Genomic DNA, 20,693 nt, shown 5'->3' with positions numbered 1-20,693 from the left:
AAAAGCAATTCCAATCCTTGATACTCTTAAAGAAAGACAAATTAAGAATGCAACCTTCTTCCTTTCTGCTGCATGGGCCGAAAGACACCCCGATATTGTAGAGCGCATCATGAAAGATGGACACGAAATCGGTAGTATGGGTTACAATTACACATCCTATACTTCTCTAGAGACGAATGAAATAAGACGAGACCTTTTACGAGCACAAGATGTTTTTACAAAACTTGGGGTAAAACAAGTCAAGCTGTTACGTCCACCTAGTGGCGAATTTAACAAGGCAACCCTTAAAATTGCAGAATCACTTGGATACACCGTCGTGCATTGGAGTAATAATTCCAACGATTGGAAAAACCCAGGTGTAAATCACATCGTTTCCACCGTCTCTAATAATTTGAAAGGTGGAGATATTGTCTTATTACACGCATCCGATTCTGCCCTTCAAACAAATAGAGCTTTACCGCTGCTTCTGCAAAAATTAAAAAGTGATGGATATGAGCAAATATCCGTATCACAACTTATTTCCAACACAAGTACGAAAAGTGAAGATGTGAAATAGCTTCGTCCCTACTACTCTTCACGTATAAAAAGCTCTACTACCTTTCAAAAAGGTGGTAGAGCTTTTTTAATCACACCATTTCCAATAATATAACTGCTGATATATAAAACCTCTCTCTATTAAGCAGATTTACTCGTTTTTCCGATTAAACGATGTAATACAAGTAATTGATATGCATTACATAACAATAGCGGTATAACCATTAAATATAACCAATCTGTATCATTAATCCGAAGCGCCGGTACCCATTCAAGAATCGTTACAACAACCATAAAGAACAGAGCTGGCACAAATGCTTTTTTATTTGTTTCTTTACTTTTTACATAAGCAACAATTGCTCCAAACACAAATAAAATTCCAGCAACAAGTATGTTATTCCCCAATGAGATTTCCCCATTTGCAATAAGTACAGATCTTAAATACACAAAATCAAATAATACGAATGCAATAAAGAAGAGCTGGACTGCATTCCATAAAGACGATGAGCGAAACATCCCTAGTCCAAAACGATGGATTGTTAAATATGCAAAGAATCCCATTTGACTTATAACGCTAAAAATAAATCCTACACCCATCAACCAGAAAGATACCGCTAAAATCTCCTTAACGTCGAAATTTTGAAAAAATTTATCATACCTGTCCCACTCCAAAACAAAACCAATAATAACTGTGCTAATCCCACCAAGAAACAACGTCGTTAAAAATAGTCGTACCCACTTGCGGCTATTCACAACACATCCCCCATTATCCTTATATTTCTAATTAAATTGTATCAATGACAATTTCAAAAAGCTAGCCATGTTCATGTATAAATTCCTTAAAGATATTTATATTAAAAAGAGAGAACTGTGCTGAAAGGAGTTCCAACTTATGAAACGGATACTATTCATTTTCGTTTCTTCTTTTCTACTTATCGCACTTGTAGCATGCGCACAAGGAAAAGAAACGAAATCCGAACTAGATTACGATCAAACAAAGAAAATGATTGTTGATATTTTAAAAACAGATCAAGGTAAGAAAGCTATTCAAGATGTATTAACTGATGAAAAAATGAAACAAGCACTCATACTAGATGAAACAGTAGTAAAGAAAACGATTGAAGATGCCATGGTATCCGATAAAGGGCAACAATTCTGGGAAAAGCTCTTTAAAGATCCTGAGTTCTCATCAAAGTTTGCTAAAAGTATGGGGAAAGAACAAACCCAATTAATGAAAACCTTATTAAAAGACCCTGAATACCAAGCAGGCGTTATAGAAATTATGAAAAATCCTGAAGTAGAAAAAATGATGTTACAAACAATGAAGAGTAAAGAATACCGTCAATATCTACAACAAGTACTAACAGAAACTGCTGAAAGTCCACTCTTCCAAGCCAAGATGATTGATATCATTAGTAAAGGTGTACAAAAGGCTGAAAAAGGTGGATCTGATAAGAAAGAAGCAGGCGGTGATGGCGGTTCTCAAGGCGAGAAGAAGGAAGAACAGTGAAAATAATAACTATAATAACGAGTGGACAATGTATAAATTGTCCACTCGTTATTACTTTATCTTGCTATTAACAGACAAAATGGCCCTCTAGTTAAGCGAAAGGTTTACTAGTTGTTGCCAGTAACAGATGAACCCCACTGATTAAAGTTTCGCTTTATTTTTGTGTAACAGCTGTTTTATCAATTACTGTTTCAGCTATTTTACTATAAATAATGCCGGTTGTATGTGTATCCTCATATACTGAAGGAGCAAAGTCTTCTTTATTCCAATCGGGTTGTTGCAGTGGAATACGCCCAAGAACATTTGTTTGTAGTTCGGTAGCTAACTTATCTCCCCCGCCTCTTCCAAATACATATTCTTTCTCACCAGTTACCTTACTTTCAAAATATGCCATATTCTCAACAACACCGAGAATACTATGTTCAGTGCGTAATGCCATCGCTCCAGCACGCGCTGCTACAAACGCAGCTGTTGGATGCGGTGTCGTTACAATAATCTCTTTGCAAGATGGCAACATTGAGTGCACATCTAACGCAATATCACCTGTGCCTGGTGGCAAATCTAATACTAAATAATCTAAATCGCCCCATTCTACTTCTGTGAAGAAGTGGTTTAACATTTTCCCAAGCATAGGTCCTCTCCAAATAACTGGTGCATTATCCTCTACAAAGAAGCCCATTGAGATTACCTTTACACCTAAACGTTCTACCGGAATTATCTTATCACCTCTTACGATGGGACGTTTTTCTATCCCCATCATGTCTGGCACACTAAAACCGTAAATGTCCGCATCAATAATACCAACTTTTTTTCCTAAACGAGCTAAAGCAACTGCAAGGTTAACGGAAACGGTTGATTTTCCCACGCCACCTTTTCCACTCGCTACTGCTAAGAATGTCGTTTTTGAATTTGGTGACAATAAAGATTCACTTTGCTCTGCTTCTTGTTCTGGTGCAAACTGAGCTAATTCCTCTTCTGTAAATTCTGCAAAACGAAGTCCAACTGTTGCTGCTCCAAGCTCTTTTAATAACTTTACAATTCCAGACTGCAACTGCATTTGTTCCGCTGTACCAGTTTTTACGATTGCAATTTTGACACTCACATGTTCCTTCTCAGGCTTGACTGTTACCTCTTTAATTGCACTTGTTTCTTTTAATGTTTTATGTAAAAACGGATCTACCATCCCTTCTAACGCTTCAACCACTTGTTCTTTCGTTACCATAATTAGCCCAGCCCCCTGTATGAAAAATAACGTAATGTTAATTGAATTTATCTCTGCTTATTCTTGAAATAAATGCGTTTACATTTCCAGTATAACATATTTTCCGAAAACTTCGTTAACGAGAGAAACTCAAAAAAATCCTCCTTATTCTGGAGGATTTCCTTTTTCCGTGAAATAGCGTAATATACCCCGGTATATTGCAGCCGCTACCTTTTGCTGATATTTCTCCGAATTTAACATATACCTTTCGTTCACATTCGATAAAAAGCCGGCTTCAATTAAAGCACCTGGTGTTTTAGAATACTTTAATAAATACACATGCGAAATTGTCTTAGCAGAACGATTCGTGTTCTCTAAACTTGTTCTCAATTCAGCCTGTATAAATTTTGCAGCACGTTCATTTTCAATTGAAGAGCGGTAATAGAACGTTTGTGCGCCTTTCGATCCACTACTAGTTAAAGCATTTAAATGAATACTTGCAAAAAAGTCTACATCAGGTTTATTGATGATTTCTACACGTTTTTTTAAATCCTCTGCTTTACGTCTACTATATGACTTTGTATCTTTGTTAGCTAAATCATAATCTCCCTCACGCGTTAAAATAACTAGTGCACCTTGTTCTTGTAAATAGTCTTGTACCTTTTTTGTAATTTCAAGCGTAATATCCTTTTCTATAATATCCTTTCCTCCAACAGCCCCTCCATCTGGTCCACCATGACCAGCATCTAATACAATTACTTTCCCTGATAAGGGTAAATTCCAAGCTCGCCACGATTTTGTAATTTGAAATTCTTGTTTGACTAAAAAAAACAATACAACCGCAGCGAGTGCAAAAGAGATAATTCGAATTCTCTTCATACCTTTCCTCCTCCAGCTAGTCCCTCTAATTACTTATATGGGACAAGAGGAAAGTTTATGCTTGTCTTAATGAAGCTTTAATCGATATCTTCTTTCACCTTTTTCATACCCTTCTTGCCACCACAATCCTATAAACTGCTGACAAGATTCAAAAAGTAATTCCTCATCTTTCAACTTTATTTCTCGCATAGTCATACTTGTTAAAAATTGAAATAGCGTTTCAGTTAATTGTTGTTCTTCTTCTAAAGCTCTATATTTCACATCAAAAAACGATTCACCATAATAACCAAATTTACTATACCTCGCTCCTAATAAATAAGATTCTATCCCTAATTCAATACAGTAATCTTCATACTGACGATGAAGCTCTTGCATTTGAAAGGCATCACGAATATTTGAACGTAATGTTTTTAATGATAATTCCCGCAACATCTTCCGCTCGTATTTTAACTGCTTTTCTTTTTGTTTTTCTTGTAAGCTGACAATGACATTCATAGTACTTATAAACCTCCCTAATACGTATTAGTCTAAACTTCTAAAGAAGAAGCATACGCGCGGTGGTAGCACTAAAATATTCCAAGCTATAAAAATTACAAAAGAGGAATGAAACATAAAAAAACCCCAACCAAAATGGTTGGGGTTTGTAGTTCGCAAAAATTAACGTTTTGAGAACTGAGGTGCACGACGTGCGCCTTTAAGACCGTATTTTTTACGCTCTTTCATACGTGCGTCACGAGTTAATAGACCTGCACGTTTTAGTGTTAGACGGTATTCTGGATCAGCTTTTAATAAAGCGCGAGAAATACCGTGACGAATAGCACCAGCTTGACCAGTGTATCCACCACCATTTACGTTTACAAGTACATCGTAGTTACCTAAAGTTTCTGTTGCAACTAGAGGTTGTTTCACTACTTCACGTAATGCAGCAAATGGGATATAGTTTTCAAAATCACGACCGTTAATGATAACGCGTCCTTCGCCTGGAACTAGGCGTACGCGCGCTACTGAACTCTTACGACGTCCAGTGCCATAGTATTGAACCTGTGCCAAAGTAAGCCCTCCTTTAATTAATTATCCGCGAAGTTCGTAAACTTCTGGTTTTTGTGCTTGGTGTGGATGCTCTGCTCCAGCATACACGTTAAGTTTCTTAGAAACTTGACGGCCTAAGCGTCCTTTTGGAAGCATGCCTTTAATTGCAAGCTCTAACATTTGTACAGGGTAGTTTGTACGCATTTCAAGAGCTGTTCTTTGCTTAAGTCCACCTGGGTGGTTAGTGTGACGGTAGTAAATTTTATCGTTTAATTTATTACCTGTTAAATGAATTTTCTCAGCGTTAATAATAATTACATGATCACCCGTGTCAACGTGTGGTGTAAATGTAGGTTTGTTTTTACCACGTAAAATGGATGCTACTTCAGTAGATAGGCGACCTAAAGTTTGACCTTCAGCATCAACCACATACCATTTACGCTCAACTTCGTTAGCTTTTGCCATAAAAGTCGTACGCATGTGTTTCCCTCCTCGTTATCTTTTCCATAGAAAAAATCTATTGTTTATCTTAAACACGATTTCCTTCCGGGGCTAATCGTGGTTTTAGAAACAATACCATATGTTATGATATACTTTTGAGTTTCTAATGTCAAGCAAATGTTACACCAGGATTAGTTGTTATAGTTTACCTCCCATAGGTAAAGCCCATGACCTGGAGCCATCTTTCCAGCAAACTGACGATTTTGTTTCGCTAAAATCTCTGGAATGCTATCAGGATCAAGCTTTCCTTGCCCTACGTTAAGTAACGTACCAACAATAATTCTGACCATATTATATAAAAATCCATTACCTACAAAACGAAAAATTAATTCATCGTCTTGCTCAATTAACTCGATTTCATAAATTGTTCGCACTTTATCTTTTTTGTCAGTTTTTGCCGAACAAAAAGAAGTGAAATCATGCGTTCCAATAAAATACGGAATTGCTTTTCTTATTTTTTTGATTTCGAGCGGATATGGATATTGATATACGTAATTTCTACGGAATACATCCGCAGTCTTTGATAATAATACACGATAACGATATTCTTTTTTCTCAACACCGTAACGTGCATGAAACTCTTCTGTTTTTTTCTCTACTTGCCTAATAACAATATCATCTGGCAACATTGTATTTAAAGCGTTACTCCATTGCCACTCTTCAAGAGACAAAGGAGTATCAAAGTGTATGATTTGTCCTTTTGCATGAACCGTAGAATCTGTTCTACCAGATGCCTGAACACGAACAAGTTCTCCCTTATGCAATTTCTGTAATGCTTTTTCTATCTCCTGTTGAACAGTACGATGCTTCGGCTGAATTTGATAACCACAAAAATGCATGCCATCATATGCAACCGTACATTTTATTCTATCCATTTCTCTATTCTCCATTACGATCGCACCCATGCCAAAATACAAGCTAAACAAAATAAGCTTACAATCGTTACTGTATCGCTTGTTTTCCAGCGTAGTTGCCTAAATTTAGTACGTCCTTCACCACTTTGATATCCACGAGCTTCCATCGCAATAGCTAAGTCCTCTGCACGCTTAAAAGCACTGATAAACAGAGGAACAAGCAGTGAGATAATAGCTTTCATTCTATCTTTTATCGGTCCCCCAGCGAAATCAATACCACGTGATGCTTGTGCTTTCATTATTTTACTCGTTTCATCCATTAATGTCGGAATAAAACGAAGAGAAATTGACATCATTAATGCGATTTCATGAACAGGAACCTTTATACGCTTCAACGGCTTTAATAACGTCTCCAAACCATCTGTAATTTCAATAGGTGTCGTCGTTAACGTTAATAATGTCGTCATTAAAATAATAACGAAGAATCGTACAGAAATGTATATCCCTTGCTCTAATCCTTTTTCATGTATCGAAAACCAACCAAGCTGGAGTAGTACATCCCCCTCTTTATTTGTAAAAATATGCAGGAAAAATGTAAAAAGAAAAATCCATAAAATTGGTTTTAAGCCCGAAAGTACATAACGAATCGGCACTTTTGCAAAAAATAAAGCAATGAGTGCATATAAAAATAAAAATCCATATGAAATCGCATTATTTGCTAAGAAAACAACAAATACATATAAAAAGACAATCAGCAGCTTCGTACGTGGATCAAGTTGATGAATAAGTGAATTCCCTGGGATATATCTCCCAATAATCAACTGCTGCATGATTCATGACCACCTTTTCGTAACACCTGCACAACTTCATGAGTAAGATCCTCTAAAGATAAGGTAGCCTTTGGAATTGAAATACCAAACTTCTCTTCAATTGCACGTTTATACTTTAATGACATAGGAAGATCCACACCAATTTTCTCTAGTTCATCAGCATGTGAAAATACTTCCTCTGCACTTCCTTGCAAAAAGACCGTTCCTTTATGCATAACTACAATCTGCTCCGCATACTGAGCGGCATCCTCCATATTATGCGTTACAAGGATAACTGTAAGCCCCTTCTCCTTATGCAACTTATAAAACATCTGCATAAGTTCGTTCTGCCCTTTTGGATCTAGACCTGCTGTAGGTTCATCTAATACAAGCACTTCAGGTTCCATCGCCAATACACCCGCTATCGCAACACGCCTCATTTGCCCGCCACTTAACTCAAACGGTGAACGTGTTAACAGTTCTGGCTCTAACCCTACAAGTTCAATTGCCTCTCTTGCCTTTTGCTTCGCTTCTTCTACAGATACCCCAAAATTAGTAGGGCCGAAACAAATATCTTTCTCCACAGTCTCTTCAAACAACTGATGTTCTGGGAATTGAAAGACAACCCCTACTTTTTTACGTAGTGGCTTTAGCTTTTTTTCTTTCTTTCCTGCCGAAATCAAATGTTCACCAATTTGAACTGTACCATTTGTCGGCTGCAATAAACCATTTAAATGTTGAATCATCGTCGACTTACCTGAACCAGTATGACCGATAATGGCATAATAACCCCCACTTGGAAACGACACGTCTACATCATAAAGTGCGCGTCTTTCAAATGGAGTTTTATATTGATAACGATGTTCTACTTTTTGGAATGTAATCTCCAAAGTTCGTTCACCAAGCTTTCCATTGTAAGATGCGTATTTTGCAAAAGAATTTCATTTCTTTTTAATAATTCTGCTATTTTCACCGAAAACGGTACATCTAAGCCAATTTCTTGGAGCATATGAGAGGATTTGAAAATTTTTTCTGGAGTCCCTTCCTCTAATATTTCTCCCTTATTTAAAATAATGACACGATCTGACTGTGCCGCTTCTTCTAAATCGTGTGTAATTGATAGCACAGTAATACCTTTTTGATTAACAAGTTGTCTAACCGTTTCTACTACTTCACGTCTTCCTTGAGGATCTAACATTGACGTTGCTTCATCTAATATTAAAATAGATGGCTGAAGTGCTAAAACGCCTGCTATTGCCACTCGCTGCTTTTGCCCACCAGATAAGGAATGAGGCTCATCATTAAGAAAATCTTCCATACGGACAAGTCGTAAGGCCTGTTCTAATCTTTCAATCATTTGTTCTCTGGGCATTCCGATATTCTCTAAGCCAAATACAACATCATCTTGCACTGTTGTTCCAACAAATTGATTATCTGGATTTTGAAATACCATTCCAATTTGTTTTCGAACATCCCATACCGTTTCCTCTGATAAAACCATTGAATCATTTACTGTAATAGTCCCTGCTTCCGGCAAAAACAAACCATTCAATAATTTTGCAAGTGTAGACTTTCCTGAACCGTTTTGTCCAATAATAGATACCCATTCTCCCTCATATAAGGAAAATGAAACATCTTTTAATGCATACGTGGCTGCCCCAGGATATTGAAATGATATATTTCCTATCCGAAGTTTCTCTTTTTTCAATAGAAGGCACCCTTTCCTTCGCCAAGCTCGCCTATTTTTATATTTAAAAAAAAGGGCCATGACCAGTTTCTTGAAAAGAACTGTCCTGCCCTTTTAATTATCATTATACTAACTCGATAATTACCATTGGTGCTGCGTCTCCGCGACGTGGACCAATTTTTGCAATACGAGTGTATCCGCCTTGGCGCTCAGCATAGCGTGGAGCTACATCAGCGAATAATTTTTGAAGTGCATCTTGACCAGTCTCAGCGTTAGCTACTTCATTGCGAATGAAAGCTGCTGCTTGACGACGAGCATGAAGATCTCCGCGTTTACCTAAAGTGATCATTTTTTCCACTACAGAACGAAGTTCTTTTGCACGAGTTTCTGTCGTTTGGATGCGCTCGTTGATAATTAAATCAGTAGCTAAGTCACGTAACATAGCTTTACGTTGCGCACTTGTACGGCCTAATTTTCTGTATGCCATTCGTAGTTCCCTCCTTTGTTCATGGGTTTAAATCCTCAGTCGTCTTTACGTAAACCTAAACCTAATTCCTCAAGTTTATGTTTAACTTCTTCTAAGGATTTACGTCCTAAGTTACGAACTTTCATCATATCTTCTTCTGTTTTGTTCGCAAGCTCTTGTACAGTATTAATTCCTGCACGTTTTAGGCAATTATAAGAACGAACAGAAAGGTCTAGTTCTTCGATAGTCATCTCAAGAACTTTCTCTTTTTGATCTTCTTCCTTCTCGACCATAATCTCAGCATTTTGTGCTTCATCAGTTAAACCAACAAAGATATTTAAATGCTCAGTTAAGATTTTGGCACCTAAAGAGATAGCTTCTTTTGGCCCGATGCTTCCATCCGTCCATACATCAAGCGTAAGCTTATCATAATTAGCCACTTGTCCGACACGTGTCTTTTCCACTTGGTAAGTCACACGTGATACTGGAGTATAAATAGAATCAATAGGAATTACTCCTATTGGTTGATCTTCGCTTTTATTTGCATCAGCTGGCGTATACCCACGGCCACGCTTTGCAGTTAAACGCACGCGGAAATGCGCATCTTTTGCTAACGTTGCAATGTGTAAATCTGGATTTAAGATTTCTACATCACTATCGTGAGTAATATCAGCAGCTGTGACAATACCTTCGCCCTGCACATCAATTTCCAACGTCTTCTCTTCTTCAGAGTAGATTTTAAGAGCTAACTTTTTCAAGTTTAAGATGATCGTCGTAACGTCTTCTACTACGCCCTCAACTGTTGAAAATTCATGTAATACGCCATCGATTTGGATAGCAGTAACAGCGGCACCAGGGAGTGAGGATAAAAGAATACGACGTAAGGAGTTACCCAAAGTAGTACCATATCCACGCTCAAGCGGTTCAATTACGAATTTACCATATTTAGCATCTTCGTTAAGTTCAACCGTTTCGATTTTCGGCTTTTCGATTTCAATCATTAACTAAACCCTCCTTCAAAACGTCGAAACCCCGGTTAAACAAAGGTATAACCCCTGTCTAACCGAAAGTCCCCCTTAGGCAGTTCCCGATTGTGCACAACAAGCGATGTTTCTGTACGAAATTTCTCGATAATGCATCATATCCATTATAGACAAAAGGGAAAATTCTATACAGAAAAATTACACACGACGACGTTTTGGCGGACGACATCCATTATGAGGAACTGGAGTAACATCTCTAATTGCTGTTACTTCTAGACCTGCAGCTTGAAGAGCACGAATTGCAGCTTCACGACCAGCACCAGGACCTTTAACAGTAACCTCTAAAGTTTTTAAACCGTGCTCCATTGCAACTTTAGCAGCAGCTTCAGCAGCCATTTGCGCAGCGAATGGAGTAGATTTACGAGATCCACGGAAACCAAGTGCACCAGCACTAGACCAAGAAAGCGCGTTACCGTGAGTATCTGTAAGTGTTACGATTGTGTTGTTGAAAGTAGAACGAATATGAGCTATACCAGCTTCGATATTCTTTTTCACACGTTTTTTACGAGTGTTTGTTTTACGTGCCATTGTTAGTTCAACCTCCTTTACTTATTATTTCTTTTTATTTGCTACTGTACGACGTGGACCTTTACGTGTACGAGCATTGTTTTTAGAATTTTGACCACGAACTGGTAAACCACGACGGTGACGAAGACCACGGTAAGAACCGATCTCCATTAGACGTTTAATGTTAAGAGATACTTCACGACGAAGGTCTCCCTCAACTTTAATACGATCGATAACATCACGGATACGTCCTAATTCGTCTTCCGTTAAATCACGAACTCGTGTTTCTGAAGAAATACCAGCTTCAGTAAGAATTTTTTCAGCAGTTGTGCGACCAATGCCGAATACGTAAGTTAAAGAAATAACAACGCGTTTGTCTCGAGGAATATCTACACCTGCGATACGTGCCATTCTGAATGCACCTCCTTCTGATTAACCTTGTTTTTGTTTATGTTTAGGGTTTTCACAAATAACCATTACTTTTCCACGTCTACGAATAACTTTACATTTTTCGCAGATTGGTTTAACTGACGGTCTTACTTTCATGTCTCGAACCTCCTTAAAGATTACGGAGTGCTATATTATTTAAAACGGTACGTAATACGACCACGATTTAAATCGTACGGAGATAATTCTACCGTAACTTTGTCTCCTGGTAAAATACGAATGAAGTTCATACGGATTTTACCAGAAACGTGAGCCAATACGACATGCCCATTCTCTAATTCTACTTTGAACATAGCATTTGGCAACGTTTCAAGAACGGTACCTTCGACTTCAATTACATCATCTTTAGCCATTCAATAGTTCTCCCTTCTTCAAATCAGTAACATTTTACACTGCTCTGAAATCCCGGAGAGCCAGCTACTTATAAAGTGGTAAGGATTTCGTATCCTGCTTCTGTAAGAGCAATCGTGTGCTCAAAATGGGCACACCATTTACCATCTACCGTTACCACTGTCCAGTCATCAGATAGTGTTTTTACATATCGTCTTCCTTGATTCACCATCGGCTCAACACAGATGACCATTCCCGGCTTTAATCTAGGGCCTCTATTTGGTGGACCATAGTGCGGGATTTGAGGGTCCTCATGTAAGTCTTGCCCGATTCCGTGACCAACATACTCCCTAACGATCGAGAATCCATTCTCTTCAGCATGGGTTTGAACCGCATGTGAGATATTTGATAATCTCTCGCCTGGTTTTACTTGTTCTAGACCAAGATACAACGATTTTTCTGTGACATCAAGTAGCTTTTGAACAGATTCAGAAATGTTTCCAACTGGATACGTCCATGCAGAATCTCCATGGTACCCATTGTATTTCGCACCAATATCGATACTGATGATATCGCCCTCTTTGAGCTTGCGCTTTCCTGGAATTCCGTGTACAAGCTCTTCATTTACAGAAGCACATATGCTCCCCGGAAATCCGTTGTATCCTTTAAAAGATGGCGTAGCACCATATTTTTGAATCGTCTTTTCCGCTATTTGATCGAGCTCTTTCGTTGTAATTCCTGGAGTAATGTGCTGTTTCAACTCTTGATGAGTTAAAGCAACGATTCTGCCAGCTTCTCGCATGATTTCTATCTCGCGAGGAGTTTTGCAGATGATCATTACGCTAAGCCTCCGATGAGAACATCGATATCAGCAAATACTTTATTGATATCTTGCTCACCATTAATGCTTTTTAAGTAACCAAGCTCGTCGTAGAAATCAAGCAAAGGTTTTGTTTGCTTAATATTCACATCTAAACGATTTGCTACAGTTTCTTCATTGTCATCAGAGCGTTGGTATAATTCGCCACCACATTTATCGCACACATCAGCTGTTGCTGGTGGATTGAATTCTAAGTGGTAAGTCGCACCGCACTCTTTACAAATGCGACGGCCTGTAAGGCGTTTTAATAACAACCCTGAATCCACATTAATGTTTAAAACATAGTCGATTTTTTTGCCAAGATCTTTCATAATCTCTTCAAGAGCTGATGCTTGTGCAACAGTTCGTGGGAAACCGTCTAGTAAGAAACCTCTTACGCAGTCTTCTTGACTTAAACGTTCACGAACAATTCCGATTGTAACTTCATCTGGAACAAGTGCACCTTTATCAATAAAAGATTTTGCTTGTAGACCCATTTCAGTTTCAGCCTTCATAGCTGCACGGAACATATCTCCTGTTGAAATGTGAGGGATGTTATACTTGGCTACAATCTGTTCGGCTTGTGTACCTTTACCAGCACCAGGAAGCCCCATTAAAATTAAGTTCATCCTTGTTCCCCCTCAGTACATGAGCATGTAGGGAAGATGGTTCTTCCCACTTACTCACTGCTTGATAAACCCTTTGTAATGGCGTTTTACCAGTTGGCTTTCTAGCTGCTTCATTGTTTCTAAAGCAACGCCGACAACGATTAACATACTCGTTCCACCAATCTGTGCAGATGGAGGAAGATTTCCCAATTTCGTAAAGATAACTGGTAAGATTGCAATCGCTGCTAGGAAAATTGATCCTACAAAGGTCAAACGATACAAGATTTTTGTTAGATATTGTTCTGTATTCTTACCCGGACGAATACCTGGAACATATCCACCTTGCTTGTTTAGATTCTCTGACATTTGCTCTGGATTAACCTGAACAAACGCATAGAAATATGTGAAGGCTACAATGAGCGCAACATATATGATCATTCCCACTGGGTGAGAATAGTTAAAGTTTGCAATAATCCACTGCGATACATCATGTTTCGGGAAGAACTGTGCAATAGTTGGAGGCGTAATTAAGAATGAAACAGCAAAAATGACTGGAATAACACCCGCACTATTTACCTTAAGCGGTAAATGTGTGTTTTGTGCTCCAGCATGATTCCCATTCCCTCCTGTTACACGCTTCGCGTATTGAATTGGGATCTTTCTAACAGCTTGTTGAATGAAAATAACACCAACAATAACTGCTAGCACAGCTAGTAAAATCAATGCAACTTTAACGATACTCATGAACAATTGATCTCCGATATTTTGAAACTGTTGTTGATACACTTGAGATATAACACTTGGGATCGCTGCAGCAATACCGCCAAAGATAAGGATGGAAATACCATTACCCACACCTTTAGCTGTAATCTGTTCGCCTAACCACATTAAAAATGCAGTACCAGCAGTCAGTACCGTAGCAATGTATAAATAAGTGCTCCAACCAGGATTCAAAATTAATTGCCCACCTACCATACCGTTAAAACCGATTGACATACCAAACCCCTGAATAAACGCAAGAACAATTGTAAAGTAACGCGTGAATTGCGTTAGTTTACGACGGCCCATTTCACCTTGCTTCGACCATTCCGAAAATTTAGGAACAACATCCATCTGCAATAATTGCACGATGATGGATGCTGTAATATACGGCATGATTCCCATCGCAAAGATGGAGAAGTTTTTCAAGGCGCCACCGCCAAATGTATTTAGAATACCTAAAGCATTTAATTGGTCTTGTGCTTTCAGTACGTCTCCATTTGTAAATGGCACTGGGATAAACGTGCCAATCCTGAATACGATTAACATCGCTAAAGTGAATAATATTTTACGTCTTATCTCAGCAACGCGCATAAAGTTGGAGATTGTACGAAACATTAGATCACCTCAACTGATCCGCCAGCTGCTTCAATTGCTTCTTTAGCACTTGAAGAGAACTTGTGCGCTTTAACAGTTAGTTTTTTCTCTACTGCTCCGCTTGCAAGAATTTTAACACCGTCGTTTAACTTGCTGATAACGCCAGTTTCCAGCAATAATTCAGGTGTTACTTCTGTACCATCTTCAAAACGATTTAACGTTGATAAGTTTACAATAGTAAACTCTTTACGGTTAATGTTTGTGAAGCCGCGTTTTGGTAAACGACGGAATAATGGAGTTTGACCACCTTCGAAGCCAAGACGAACACCGCCACCAGAACGTGCGTTTTGTCCTTTATGACCTTTACCAGCAGTTTTACCGTTACCAGAACCGATACCACGACCGACACGGTTACGTACTTTACGAGAACCTTCTGCAGGTTTTAATTCATGAAGTTTCATTCCCAGGCACCTCCTTATATTAATGAGTTATCCTTAAGCTTCTTTTACAGTTAAAAGGTGAGAAACTTTGTTGATCATACCAAGAATAGCAGGAGTTTCTTCCTTAACTACAGTTGAATTCAACTTTTTAAGACCTAAAGCTTCTACCGTCGCACGTTGATCTTGTGGACGACCAATTACACTACGAGTGAGGGTAATTTCTAACTTTTTCGCCATTTGTTTTCCCTCCTTAACCTAGTAGCTCTTCTACAGATTTACCGCGTAATTTTGCAACATCTTCAGCGCGCTTAAGTTCGCTTAATCCGTTCACAGTAGCGCGAATCATGTTGATTGGTGTGTTAGAACCAAGAGATTTCGAAAGAATATCTTGTACACCAGCTAATTCAAGTACCGCACGAACAGGTCCACCAGCAATAACACCAGTACCTTCAGCAGCAGGTTTTAAGAATACTTCACCAGCTCCAAAGTGACCGTTGATTGTGTGTGGAATTGTTGTACCAACTAATGGTACAGCGATTAAGTTTTTCTTAGCGTCTTCGATAGCTTTGCGGATTGCGTCTGGTACCTCTTGTGCTTTACCAGTACCGAATCCAACATGACCGTTTTTATCGCCAACTACAACTAGTGCAGCAAAGCGGAAACGACGACCACCCTTAACAACTTTCGCGACACGATTTATCGTAACTACACGTTCTTCAAGTTCTAATTTACTTGGGTCAATGCGATGCATCAATTTTCCCTCCTTTGACCATTAAAATTGTAATCCAGCCTCACGAGCAGCTTCAGCTAGAGCTTTAACACGGCCATGGTATAAGTAACCACCGCGATCAAATACTACTTCTTTAACGCCTTTCTCTACAGCACGCTTAGCAACTGATTCTCCAACTTTCGTAGCAGCTTCAGTATTGCTAGTACCGTTAAGAGCAAGGTCTTTATCAAGAGTAGATGCACTTACTAACGTTACACCATTCACATCATCAATAACTTGAGCGTAAATATGTTGGTTAGAACGGAACACGTTTAAACGTGGACGCTCTGCAGTACCAGTAAGTTTAGCACGTACACGTGCATGTCTTTTCTTACGAGTCGCATTTTTATCAGCTTTAGTGATCATTTTCTTGTCACTCCTTTCTCTCACCTAACGGGTTTACTTAGCAGTTTTACCTTCTTTACGACGAACAACTTCGCCTTCGTAACGAATACCTTTACCTTTGTAAGGCTCAGGAGCACGTACAGCACGGATGTTAGCAGCAAATTCGCCAACACGTTGCTTGTCGATACCTTTAATTACGATTTTAGTTGGTGCAGGTACTTCAACTTCAAGACCTGCTTCCGGAGTCATTTCTACTGGATGAGAATAACCTACGCTTAAAACAAGTTTATCTCCTTGTTTTTGAGCACGGTAACCAACACCGACTAATTCAAGTCCGCGTGCGAAACCTGCAGTTACACCTTCAACCATGTTTCCGATTAAAGCACGAGTTGTACCGTGTAATGCACGGTGTTCCTTCTGTTCAGATGGACGCTCAACTGTTAGTGTATTTTCTTCAATTTTGATAGACATATCAGCATTGAATTTACGAGTTAATTCACCTTTAGGGCCTTTTACTGTTACAGTATTGTCTTCTGCAATTGTAATAGTAACACCTGCAGGGATTTCAAGAATCTTTTTACCAATACGAGACATGTGGTCACACCTCCGTTCGTTTTAAATATATATTACCAAACGTATGCTACTACTTCTCCACCAGTTTGTAATTGACGAGCGTCTTTGTCTGTCATTACTCCCTTAGATGTAGAAACAAGAGCGATACCTAATCCGTTAAGTACACGTGGTACTTCGTCAGCTTTAGCGTAAACGCGTAAGCCAGGTTTACTGATACGTTTTAATCCAGTGATTACACGTTCATTGTTTGCACCATATTTCAGGAAAATACGAAGGATACCTTGTTTGTTATCCTCGATGTATTCTACATCACGAATGAAACCTTCACGTTTTAAAAGTTCAGCGATCTCTTTTTTGATTTTAGAAGCAGGAACCTCTAATTTCTCATGACGTACCATGTTCGCATTACGGATGCGAGTAAGCATGTCTGCAATTGGATCTGTCATCACCATGTGTTTTACCTCCTTCCCATTTGTGGGTTTTACCAACTAGCTTTTTTAACACCAGGAATTTGACCTTTATATGCAAGTTCACGGAAACAAATACGGCAAAGTTTAAATTTGCGGTATACAGAATGCGGACGACCGCAGCGTTCGCAACGTGTATACTCTTGTACTTTAAACTTAGGAGTACGCTTTTGTTTCGCTATCATAGATTTTTTAGCCACGTTTTCGCCTCCTCTACTTAGCGTTGGCTTCCATTATTTTTGGAATGGCATACCGAATTGTGTTAAAAGTTCACGAGCTTCTTCATCAGTTTTCGCTGTAGTAACGATTACGATGTCCATACCGCGTACTTTGCTTACTTTATCATAATCAATCTCAGGGAAGATAAGTTGCTCTTTAACACCTAATGTGTAGTTCCCACGACCATCGAATGATTTCTTAGAAACACCACGGAAATCACGTACACGTGGTAAAGAAACCGATACTAATTTGTCGAAGAACTCATACATTTGCTCGCCGCGTAAAGTTACTTTCGCACCGATTGGCATACCTTCACGAAGACGGAAACCAGCGATTGATTTTTTAGCACGAGTTACAACAGGTTTTTGACCTGCGATTTGTGTTAATTCTTCTACTGCATTGTCTAAAGCTTTTGAGTTAGATACCGCGTCACCAACACCAGTGTTGATTACGATCTTTTCGATTTTCGGTACTTCCATCACAGATTTATAGTTAAACTTGCTCACTAGAGCAGGAGTAATTTCCTTTTGGAACTTCTCTTTAAGGCGATTCAATGAAGTGACCTCCTTTCTTAAGAAAATTATTTATCTAATAATTCACCAGATTTTTTTGCAATACGAACTTTTTTACCATCTTCTACTTTGAAGCCTACGCGAGTAGGTTCACCTGTTTTCGGATCTAAAATCATAACGTTAGAAACGTGAATAGGTGCTTCTTTAGTAATAATTCCACCTTGTGGATTTAATTGAGATGGCTTAGAGTGTTTTTTAACGATGTTAACACCCTCAACGATAACACGGTTTTGCTTTGGGAAAGCCACAAGGATAACGCCTTGTTTTCCTTTGTCTTTACCAGTGATTACCTGTACTTTATCACCTTTTTTTACATGCATCTTAATTCTGCACCTCCTTAGCAAGGCAATACCTTAAATTATAGAACTTCTGGAGCTAAAGAAACGATCTTCATGAAGTTGCTATCACGTAATTCACGAGCTACTGGTCCGAAGATACGAGTACCACGTGGGCTCTTATCGTCTTTAATGATAACCGCTGCGTTTTCATCAAATTTGATGTAAGAACCGTCCGGACGACGAGCTCCGCTCTTCGTACGTACTACTACTGCTTTAACAACGTCACCTTTTTTAACAACGCCACCTGGTGTTGCTTGTTTTACCGTAGCAACGATAATGTCACCAATGTTAGCATATTTACGACCAGAGCCGCCTAATACTTTAATTGTTAAAAGTTCACGTGCACCAGAGTTGTCAGCAACTTTCAAACGAGATTCTTGTTGGATCATGTTATGAAACCTCCCTTCGGACTAAAAATTCCGATTCGTCTATTTAGATAATAACCGCTTCTTCAACGATTTCAACTAAACGGAAACGCTTAGTAGCAGAAAGCGGGCGAGTTTCCATGATTTTAACGATATCGCCAAGTTTCGCTTGGTTTTGCTCATCATGGGCTTTGTACTTCTTAGAATACTTAACACGTTTTCCGTACAAGGAATGAGTTTTGTAAGTTTCAACTAAAACTGTAATCGTTTTGTCCATTTTGTCAGACACTACACGACCAGTATAAACTTTGCGTTGGTTACGTTCGCTCACTATGCAAACCTCCCCTCAATTTATCGATTAATTCCGATCTCTCTTTCACGAACTACAGTTTTCATACGAGCAATTGCTTTACGCACTTCACGAATGCGAGTTGGATTCTCTAATTGTCCTGTAGCAAGTTGGAAGCGAAGATTAAACAACTCTTCCTTTAAAGCTTTAACTTTTGTTTCGATTTCGGCAGTGGTTAATTCACGAATATCATTAGTTTTCATTAGATTCACCACCATTTTCTTCACGTTTTACGAATTTACATTTCACAGGTAACTTGTGAGCTGCAAGACGTAATGCTTCGCGTGCTACCTCTTCAGATACACCCGCGATTTCGAACATAATTTTCCCAGGTTTTACTACTGCTACCCAGCCTTCTGGTGCCCCTTTACCGGAACCCATACGTACTTCTAGAGGTTTTGCAGTGTAAGGTTTAGAAGGGAAAATTTTAATCCATACTTTACCGCCACGTTTCATGTAACGAGTCATTGCACGACGAGCAGCTTCGATTTGACGGTTTGTAATCCATGAAGCAGCTTGTGCTTGTAAACCGAATTCACCGAAAGCAACTTCAGTTCCACCTTTAGCACGACCACGCATTTTACCACGATGCTCTCTACGATATTTTACGCGTTTTGGCATTAACATATTATTTTCCTCCTTCCTCAGAAGCTTTCTTTTTTGTAGGAAGGACTTCTCCACGGTAGATCCATACTTTTACGCCTAATTTACCGTATGTTGTATCAGCTTCAACTGCTGCATAGTCAATATCAGCGCGAAGTGTATGAAGTGGAACAGTTCCTTCACTGTAAGATTCTGCACGAGCGATATCAGCTCCGCCAAGACGACCAGAAACCTGTGTTTTAATACCTTTAGCACCTGCACGCATAGCACGTTGAATAACTTGCTTTTGTGCACGACGGAATGATACACGGTTTTCTAATTGACGAGCGATGTTTTCGCCTACTAATTTAGCGTTAAGATCAGCTCTCTTAACTTCTAAAATGTTGATGTGTACACGCTTGCCTGTTAATTGGTTAAGAGCTTTACGAAGTGCTTCAACTTCAGTACCACCTTTACCAATTACCATACCAGGTTTTGCAGTGTGAATTGTAACATTTACACGATTTGCTGCACGTTCGATTTCTACTTTAGCAACAGCAGAATCTTTTAAGCGTACATTAATGTACTCACGGATTTTGATGTCTTCATGTAATAATGTAGCGTAATCTTTCTCAGCGAACCAACGAGATTCCCAGTCACGGATAACACCGACACGAAGACCAATTGGATTAACCTTTTGACCCATCGATTATCCCTCCTTCTTTTCTGATACCACAACTGTAATGTGGCTTGTGCGTTTGTTAATTTGGCTTGCACGACCCATTGCACGTGGACGGAAACGTTTCAACGTTGGACCTTCGTCAACGAAGACTTTTTCAACAACTAGGTTGTTAATGTCCATCTCATAATTGTGCTCTGCATTTGCGATTGCAGATTTTAAAACTTTTTCTACAACTGGAGAAGCAGTTTTTGGTGTGTGGTTAAGGATAGCAATCGCTTCACCCACTTGCTTACCTCGGATTAAGTCTACTACTAAACGAACTTTACGAGGAGCAATACGAACTGTTCTCGCTACTGCTTTAGCTTGCATTGA

General features: G+C 39.0%; 36 protein-coding genes (1 of these 36 cut by a window edge). 2 read left to right on the top strand and 34 right to left on the bottom strand.

The features are described from left to right. Positions 1-556 carry the 3' portion of a polysaccharide deacetylase family sporulation protein PdaB gene (gene pdaB, locus MHH27_RS00870; protein ID WP_000464717.1) on the top strand. It extends 209 nt beyond the left edge of the window, so the window shows 556 of its 765 coding nt (coding positions 210-765); the start codon falls outside the window, past its left edge; its stop codon occupies positions 554-556. A 119-nt stretch (positions 557-675) separates the two neighbouring features. On the opposite strand, the gene kbaA is transcribed toward pdaB, so the two are convergent. Next, the gene (gene kbaA / locus MHH27_RS00865; protein WP_089170266.1) at positions 676-1,287 is read right to left on the bottom strand and encodes a KinB signaling pathway activation protein KbaA; all 612 of its coding nucleotides are present in this window, start codon (positions 1,285-1,287) and stop codon (positions 676-678) included. A 139-nt stretch (positions 1,288-1,426) separates the two neighbouring features. Here kbaA and gerD point away from each other — a divergent pair, with 139 nt between their 5' ends. Then, positions 1,427-2,044, top strand: a complete 618-nt coding sequence (gene gerD / locus MHH27_RS00860; protein WP_050842394.1) for a spore germination lipoprotein GerD — start codon at positions 1,427-1,429, stop codon at positions 2,042-2,044. A gap of 154 nt (positions 2,045-2,198) precedes the next feature. Here gerD and MHH27_RS00855 read toward each other — a convergent pair whose 3' ends face one another. The 33 genes from MHH27_RS00855 to rplV all read right to left on the bottom strand — a co-directional run bounded on the left by MHH27_RS00855 (position 2,199) and on the right by rplV (position 20,690). Continuing rightward, positions 2,199-3,266 (bottom strand): Mrp/NBP35 family ATP-binding protein, encoded by a 1,068-nt coding sequence (locus MHH27_RS00855; protein WP_089170265.1) that lies wholly within the window; start codon positions 3,264-3,266, stop codon positions 2,199-2,201. A 144-nt stretch (positions 3,267-3,410) separates the two neighbouring features. Continuing rightward, positions 3,411-4,124, bottom strand: a complete 714-nt coding sequence (cwlD, locus tag MHH27_RS00850) for an N-acetylmuramoyl-L-alanine amidase CwlD (RefSeq protein ID WP_000822439.1) — start codon at positions 4,122-4,124, stop codon at positions 3,411-3,413. A gap of 66 nt (positions 4,125-4,190) precedes the next feature. Beyond that, the gene (locus MHH27_RS00845) at positions 4,191-4,619 is read right to left on the bottom strand and encodes a DUF2521 family protein (RefSeq protein WP_001101005.1); all 429 of its coding nucleotides are present in this window, start codon (positions 4,617-4,619) and stop codon (positions 4,191-4,193) included. 162 nt (positions 4,620-4,781) lie between these two features. Continuing rightward, positions 4,782-5,174 (bottom strand): 30S ribosomal protein S9, encoded by a 393-nt coding sequence (gene rpsI, locus MHH27_RS00840; RefSeq protein ID WP_000079986.1) that lies wholly within the window; start codon positions 5,172-5,174, stop codon positions 4,782-4,784. 21 nt (positions 5,175-5,195) lie between these two features. After that, positions 5,196-5,633, bottom strand: coding sequence for a 50S ribosomal protein L13 (gene rplM / locus MHH27_RS00835; RefSeq protein WP_001260795.1), 438 nt, complete (start codon positions 5,631-5,633; stop codon positions 5,196-5,198). A gap of 152 nt (positions 5,634-5,785) precedes the next feature. Further along, positions 5,786-6,529, bottom strand: a complete 744-nt coding sequence (gene truA, locus MHH27_RS00830; protein WP_340941389.1) for a tRNA pseudouridine(38-40) synthase TruA — start codon at positions 6,527-6,529, stop codon at positions 5,786-5,788. 14 nt (positions 6,530-6,543) lie between these two features. Further along, a complete protein-coding gene (locus MHH27_RS00825; RefSeq protein WP_001186530.1) occupies positions 6,544-7,338 on the bottom strand; it encodes an energy-coupling factor transporter transmembrane component T family protein in 795 nt (264 codons plus the stop codon). Further along, positions 7,326-8,207 carry an energy-coupling factor ABC transporter ATP-binding protein gene (locus tag MHH27_RS00820; protein WP_000406539.1) on the bottom strand — a complete coding sequence of 294 codons (882 nt, stop codon included), beginning with the start codon at positions 8,205-8,207 and terminating at the stop codon, positions 7,326-7,328. Before MHH27_RS00820 ends, MHH27_RS00825 begins: the two co-directional genes overlap by 13 nt. After that, positions 8,183-9,025: an energy-coupling factor ABC transporter ATP-binding protein gene (locus MHH27_RS00815; protein WP_000711763.1), complete on the bottom strand. Its 843-nt coding sequence runs from the start codon at positions 9,023-9,025 to the stop codon at positions 8,183-8,185. The genes MHH27_RS00820 and MHH27_RS00815 overlap by 25 nt, the downstream gene beginning before the upstream one ends. A 103-nt stretch (positions 9,026-9,128) precedes the next feature. Then, positions 9,129-9,491, bottom strand: a complete 363-nt coding sequence (rplQ, locus tag MHH27_RS00810) for a 50S ribosomal protein L17 (RefSeq protein WP_000331490.1) — start codon at positions 9,489-9,491, stop codon at positions 9,129-9,131. Between the two features lie 35 nt (positions 9,492-9,526). Continuing rightward, complete coding sequence (locus MHH27_RS00805; RefSeq protein WP_000569643.1) at positions 9,527-10,471, bottom strand: DNA-directed RNA polymerase subunit alpha; 945 nt, start codon at positions 10,469-10,471, stop codon at positions 9,527-9,529. A gap of 180 nt (positions 10,472-10,651) precedes the next feature. Further along, positions 10,652-11,041, bottom strand: a complete 390-nt coding sequence (gene rpsK / locus MHH27_RS00800) for a 30S ribosomal protein S11 (protein WP_000101797.1) — start codon at positions 11,039-11,041, stop codon at positions 10,652-10,654. A gap of 24 nt (positions 11,042-11,065) precedes the next feature. Beyond that, positions 11,066-11,431 carry a 30S ribosomal protein S13 gene (gene rpsM, locus MHH27_RS00795; protein WP_000090792.1) on the bottom strand — a complete coding sequence of 122 codons (366 nt, stop codon included), beginning with the start codon at positions 11,429-11,431 and terminating at the stop codon, positions 11,066-11,068. A gap of 21 nt (positions 11,432-11,452) precedes the next feature. Then, positions 11,453-11,566 (bottom strand): 50S ribosomal protein L36, encoded by a 114-nt coding sequence (gene rpmJ, locus MHH27_RS00790; RefSeq protein WP_000868344.1) that lies wholly within the window; start codon positions 11,564-11,566, stop codon positions 11,453-11,455. 35 nt (positions 11,567-11,601) lie between these two features. Continuing rightward, the gene (infA, locus tag MHH27_RS00785) at positions 11,602-11,820 is read right to left on the bottom strand and encodes a translation initiation factor IF-1 (protein ID WP_001029884.1); all 219 of its coding nucleotides are present in this window, start codon (positions 11,818-11,820) and stop codon (positions 11,602-11,604) included. Between the two features lie 68 nt (positions 11,821-11,888). After that, complete coding sequence (gene map, locus MHH27_RS00780) at positions 11,889-12,635, bottom strand: type I methionyl aminopeptidase (RefSeq protein ID WP_000582539.1); 747 nt, start codon at positions 12,633-12,635, stop codon at positions 11,889-11,891. Continuing rightward, complete coding sequence (locus tag MHH27_RS00775; RefSeq protein ID WP_001048997.1) at positions 12,635-13,285, bottom strand: adenylate kinase; 651 nt, start codon at positions 13,283-13,285, stop codon at positions 12,635-12,637. The genes map and MHH27_RS00775 overlap by 1 nt, the downstream gene beginning before the upstream one ends. Positions 13,286-13,339: 54 nt before the next feature. Further along, positions 13,340-14,641 (bottom strand): preprotein translocase subunit SecY, encoded by a 1,302-nt coding sequence (gene secY / locus MHH27_RS00770; protein ID WP_000490118.1) that lies wholly within the window; start codon positions 14,639-14,641, stop codon positions 13,340-13,342. Then, the gene (gene rplO, locus MHH27_RS00765) at positions 14,641-15,081 is read right to left on the bottom strand and encodes a 50S ribosomal protein L15 (protein ID WP_000766083.1); all 441 of its coding nucleotides are present in this window, start codon (positions 15,079-15,081) and stop codon (positions 14,641-14,643) included. Before rplO ends, secY begins: the two co-directional genes overlap by 1 nt. A 33-nt stretch (positions 15,082-15,114) precedes the next feature. Further along, the gene (rpmD, locus tag MHH27_RS00760) at positions 15,115-15,297 is read right to left on the bottom strand and encodes a 50S ribosomal protein L30 (protein WP_001085233.1); all 183 of its coding nucleotides are present in this window, start codon (positions 15,295-15,297) and stop codon (positions 15,115-15,117) included. A gap of 13 nt (positions 15,298-15,310) precedes the next feature. Next, complete coding sequence (gene rpsE / locus MHH27_RS00755; protein ID WP_000554646.1) at positions 15,311-15,811, bottom strand: 30S ribosomal protein S5; 501 nt, start codon at positions 15,809-15,811, stop codon at positions 15,311-15,313. Positions 15,812-15,832: 21 nt separating this feature from the next. Further along, positions 15,833-16,195: a 50S ribosomal protein L18 gene (rplR, locus tag MHH27_RS00750; protein ID WP_000628818.1), complete on the bottom strand. Its 363-nt coding sequence runs from the start codon at positions 16,193-16,195 to the stop codon at positions 15,833-15,835. A 33-nt stretch (positions 16,196-16,228) separates the two neighbouring features. Further along, positions 16,229-16,768 carry a 50S ribosomal protein L6 gene (gene rplF / locus MHH27_RS00745; protein ID WP_000086551.1) on the bottom strand — a complete coding sequence of 180 codons (540 nt, stop codon included), beginning with the start codon at positions 16,766-16,768 and terminating at the stop codon, positions 16,229-16,231. 32 nt (positions 16,769-16,800) lie between these two features. Then, positions 16,801-17,199: a 30S ribosomal protein S8 gene (gene rpsH, locus MHH27_RS00740; RefSeq protein ID WP_000245511.1), complete on the bottom strand. Its 399-nt coding sequence runs from the start codon at positions 17,197-17,199 to the stop codon at positions 16,801-16,803. A gap of 29 nt (positions 17,200-17,228) precedes the next feature. Further along, positions 17,229-17,414, bottom strand: coding sequence for a 30S ribosomal protein S14 (gene rpsN, locus MHH27_RS00735; protein ID WP_001085700.1), 186 nt, complete (start codon positions 17,412-17,414; stop codon positions 17,229-17,231). 33 nt (positions 17,415-17,447) lie between these two features. After that, entirely contained in the window at positions 17,448-17,987 is a 540-nt protein-coding gene (gene rplE / locus MHH27_RS00730; protein WP_001080829.1) for a 50S ribosomal protein L5, read from the bottom strand. A gap of 26 nt (positions 17,988-18,013) precedes the next feature. Next, positions 18,014-18,325, bottom strand: a complete 312-nt coding sequence (rplX, locus tag MHH27_RS00725) for a 50S ribosomal protein L24 (RefSeq protein ID WP_000558200.1) — start codon at positions 18,323-18,325, stop codon at positions 18,014-18,016. Positions 18,326-18,363: 38 nt separating this feature from the next. After that, positions 18,364-18,732, bottom strand: coding sequence for a 50S ribosomal protein L14 (gene rplN / locus MHH27_RS00720; RefSeq protein WP_000615912.1), 369 nt, complete (start codon positions 18,730-18,732; stop codon positions 18,364-18,366). Between the two features lie 43 nt (positions 18,733-18,775). After that, on the bottom strand, positions 18,776-19,039 hold the full coding sequence (gene rpsQ / locus MHH27_RS00715; RefSeq protein WP_000004106.1) for a 30S ribosomal protein S17: 264 nt from the start codon (positions 19,037-19,039) through the stop codon (positions 18,776-18,778). 20 nt (positions 19,040-19,059) lie between these two features. Beyond that, positions 19,060-19,260, bottom strand: coding sequence for a 50S ribosomal protein L29 (gene rpmC, locus MHH27_RS00710; protein ID WP_000855718.1), 201 nt, complete (start codon positions 19,258-19,260; stop codon positions 19,060-19,062). After that, on the bottom strand, positions 19,250-19,684 hold the full coding sequence (gene rplP / locus MHH27_RS00705; RefSeq protein ID WP_000928971.1) for a 50S ribosomal protein L16: 435 nt from the start codon (positions 19,682-19,684) through the stop codon (positions 19,250-19,252). Before rplP ends, rpmC begins: the two co-directional genes overlap by 11 nt. 1 nt (position 19,685) lies before the next feature. Then, entirely contained in the window at positions 19,686-20,345 is a 660-nt protein-coding gene (gene rpsC / locus MHH27_RS00700; RefSeq protein ID WP_000529956.1) for a 30S ribosomal protein S3, read from the bottom strand. Between the two features lie 3 nt (positions 20,346-20,348). Continuing rightward, positions 20,349-20,690 (bottom strand): 50S ribosomal protein L22, encoded by a 342-nt coding sequence (gene rplV, locus MHH27_RS00695; protein WP_001148024.1) that lies wholly within the window; start codon positions 20,688-20,690, stop codon positions 20,349-20,351. Positions 20,691-20,693 lie beyond the last annotated feature (3 nt).

The sequence above is a fragment of the Bacillus sp. FSL L8-0152 genome (assembly GCF_038006365.1).
Lineage (GTDB): Bacteria > Bacillota > Bacilli > Bacillales > Bacillaceae_G > Bacillus_A > Bacillus_A cereus.
Note: the sequence above shows the minus strand (reverse complement) of the source record. Positions and strands in the feature narration are given on the sequence as shown.